Annotated in this window: 3 protein-coding genes; 2 read left to right on the top strand and 1 reads right to left on the bottom strand. The window is 64.2% G+C overall.

What is annotated here, in order from left to right; genetic code table 11:
* Nucleotides 1–263 (bottom strand): beta-galactosidase (locus C1I99_RS30935; RefSeq protein ID WP_199562459.1); only part of this gene is annotated, 263 nt, incomplete at its 3' end.
* 164 nt (nt 264–427) lie between these two features.
* Between C1I99_RS30935 and C1I99_RS30930 the strand changes: the two genes are divergently transcribed.
* Together C1I99_RS30930 and C1I99_RS30925 are read left to right on the top strand one after the other, a co-directional pair.
* Entirely contained in the window at nt 428–1,783 is a 1,356-nt protein-coding gene (locus C1I99_RS30930; RefSeq protein ID WP_111137678.1) for an ABC transporter substrate-binding protein, read from the top strand.
* Nucleotides 1,784–1,791: 8 nt separating this feature from the next.
* On the top strand, nt 1,792–2,736 hold the full coding sequence (locus C1I99_RS30925; protein ID WP_111137679.1) for a carbohydrate ABC transporter permease: 945 nt from the start codon (nt 1,792–1,794) through the stop codon (nt 2,734–2,736).
* The last annotated feature ends 50 nt before the right edge of the window (nt 2,737–2,786 follow it).

The raw sequence follows: 2,786 nt of genomic DNA, 5'->3' as shown, positions 1-2,786 counted from the left end.
GCGGTGGGGGTGGCGAGATCGACGGCGATGCCGCCCTCGTGCAGCAGCCAGAGCACTCGGTCAAGCCAGTCGAAGTCGTACTCGCCCGGGGCGGGTTCGAGCATCGCCCACGCAAAGATGCCGACGCTGACCATATTGACCCCGGCCTCGCGCATCAGCCGGACATCTTCGTGCCAGACCTGCTCCGGCCACTGCTCGGGGTTGTAATCCCCGCCGTACCCGATCTTGCTGAAGCGGGGCAGCGCGCGAGCGGCGTTGTTCATAGGAGCTTCCAGACTGTGAGCGCTCACAAGGACGTGCGCCATCATTACACAACCCCTGACGGTTACAAGACCGCTGGTATATGGCTCTTGACACATGCGTGAAATAAAGCGAACACTGTGAGCGCTCACAGAAGATATCCGGGTTGGACGGAGGGGAAAACCCCATGCTCGACAGACGTATCAGCCGACGCCGCCTCCTCACCAGTTCGGCGCTGGCAGCCGGTGGCGCGGTGGCTGTGCCGCTACTCGGAGCCTGCGACGCCAGCTCAGACAACTCGTCCGGCGACGGCAAGACCGTGACCCTGACAGTCATGTACAAGAACAACGAGCTGACGAAGGAGCACATCGCCGACTTCGAGGCGAAGAACGCTGGGATTAAGATCAGCTTCATTGAGTACGACGACACGCGGCTCAACGCGATGCTCGCCTCGAACGAGCCCCCGGACTTCGTGCGCGGGGCGGCCGTCGGCAGCGCGAGCGGCAACGCGCAAGGGCTGGCCACCGAGCTGGACCCGTACCTGGACAAGAGCAGCGTGTTGAAGAGGGAGAACCTGCTGCCGGTCAACGACAGCTTCCGTTGGGACGGCAAGCGGATCGGCCAAGGCCCGTACTACGGGCTCGCCAAGGATTGGAGCCAGGACGCGACGCTCTGGTACAACCGGGCGCTGTTCGAGGAAGCCAAAATCCAGCCGCTGAGTACGACCGAGCCGATCTCGTACGACGAGCTGTTGGAGATCGGGAAGAAGCTGACCAAGAAGAGCGGCGGCAAGACTCAGGTCTACGGCTTCGGCGTGGAGTGGGCCTGGAACCTCTGGGCGCCGATCTCGATGATGATCCTCCAGCAGGGTGGCCAGCTGTACAACGCGGACCTGACCGAGACCGACATGACCACGCCACAGGCCCTGCGAGCGCTGAAGTGGTATGTCGACTTCGGACAAGCTGGCGTCGGCCCCACCTCGCTCGACCCCGCGCCTGACGGCGCCGACCTGTCCCTGTTCCTGGCGAAGCGGATGGCGATCACTCAGGACGGCTACTGGTACGGCGGCAACTTCGTCAGTGAGTCCGACGAGATCAAGAACAACGTCGCGATGGCGCCCGCGCCGGTGATGGGCGACAAGCGGATCAGCCCCACGTATGTGGGCTGGGGCGCGTACATCCCCGCGAAGGCCAAGCACAAGGACGAGGCTTGGAAGCTCATGGAGTACTTCATGGCCGGGCCGCCGGGGGACGAGCGGGCCAAGAGCGGCTGGGGCATGCCTGCCCTGCAGTCGCAGCTGTCGCTGATGCCACAGGAGTTGCCGTACCAGAAGCAGGCCTATGCGACCCAGCAGGCCGAGCTGCAGTACGCCGGGCAACTGCCCGACTCTCCGTATATCGGTGCTGCCGGCGCCTGGAACCCCGTGCTGGACAAGCACCTTCAGCGGGCCATTAAGAACGAGATCACCGTCGAGGCCGCCGGCAAGGCGATCACCGACGAGATCAACAAGCTGCTGAGGCAGGGCAAGGACCAGATCGGCTAGTGGTCGCCATGGCAACGGAAAGGGCGAGGCGCAGCAGGCGGGGCTGGCGGCGATACTCCAGCCGGACGCTCTACCTGTTCCTCTCGCCCTGGGTCCTCGGCTTCGCGCTGCTCACCGCGCTACCGCTCGGCTATGCACTGCTGATCAGCTTCACCAACTTCAACGGCCGCAACGACCGGTGGCGCTGGGTAGGCGTACGCAACTATGCCGAGCTGATGCACGACACGGAGGCAATCGCCAGCCTGGTCCGCACACTCGCGTTCACCGCGATCGCGGTGCCGCTCATGGTGGCCGGCGGGCTCGGTTTGGCGGTGCTGCTCAACCAGCGGCTGAAGGCGGTCGGCCTGTTCCGCACGATCTTCTTCCTGCCCTCGGTCGTCCCGGTGGTCGCCATGGCCATCATGTGGAAGCTAATCTTCAACCGGGACGCCGGCATCCTCAATGCCATCCTCGAGAAGATCAGCATCAGTCCAATCGCCTGGCTGGTCGACCCGAACGCGTTCTACGCCCTGATCATCCTCACTCTGTGGGGACTCGGCGGCGGGATGGTGATCATGCTTGCCGCCCTGCAGGGCGTACCGGCTGAACTGGAGGAGGCGGCGGTCGTCGACGGCGCCAACCGCTGGCACGTGTTCCGCCATATCACCGTGCCGATGATCTCGCCGATCATCTTCTTCCAGGTGGTGACCGGCATCATCGCCTCCTTCCAAATCGTCATCCAGCCGCTGCTGCTGGCCGAGACAAACCAGGTCGGCTCGGTGGCTCAGGTGCCGCAGAGCACCCACCTCTACATGGTGCAGGTCTACCAGGAGTTCTTCTCCAACAACCGTTACGGCTACGGCTCCGCGATGCTGTGGGTGTTCTTCCTGGTCATCCTGGCCATCACGCTCATTGTGCAGCGGTCCAGCCGGCTATGGGTGCACTACGAGGTCGACAGCGAGGCCGAACGATGACCATTACGCAGATCACCACGGACCCGCCCGCCCCCAGCGCGGCGCGGCCT

It is taken from the genome of Micromonospora deserti, from assembly GCF_003236335.1.
Classification (GTDB): Bacteria; Actinomycetota; Actinomycetes; order Mycobacteriales; family Micromonosporaceae; genus Micromonospora; species Micromonospora deserti.
Note: the sequence above shows the minus strand (reverse complement) of the source record. Positions and strands in the feature narration are given on the sequence as shown.